Source organism: Christensenella intestinihominis, from assembly GCF_001678845.1.
Lineage (GTDB): Bacteria > Bacillota > Clostridia > Christensenellales > Christensenellaceae > Christensenella > Christensenella intestinihominis.
On the sequence record NZ_MAIQ01000029.1, the window covers coordinates 1 to 205 of the forward strand.

General features: G+C 58.0%; 1 protein-coding gene. It reads right to left on the reverse strand.

The window, feature by feature from the left end; genetic code table 11:
- Positions 1-205: DUF7601 domain-containing protein (locus tag BBD38_RS14625; RefSeq protein WP_235829149.1), on the reverse strand; the 205-nt coding region annotated here is incomplete at both ends.

Sequence of the window (205 nt, forward strand, 5' to 3'; positions counted from 1 at the left end):
TTACCGTCTTTTTGACCGTCAGGCCCTGCTTCGGCTCGTAGTTGTTCGTGAACACTACGCTGTTTTCGCCGTCCGCAATGCTGCCGTCCTGCGACGTATGGTCTGCCGCATAGCCGTCCTTCGCGCTTTCCGTCACTTCATAGGTCGTGCCGACTGCGATGCCTTCAAACACTGCCTTCTGGTTCGCCGTAAGCGTCAGCCTGCC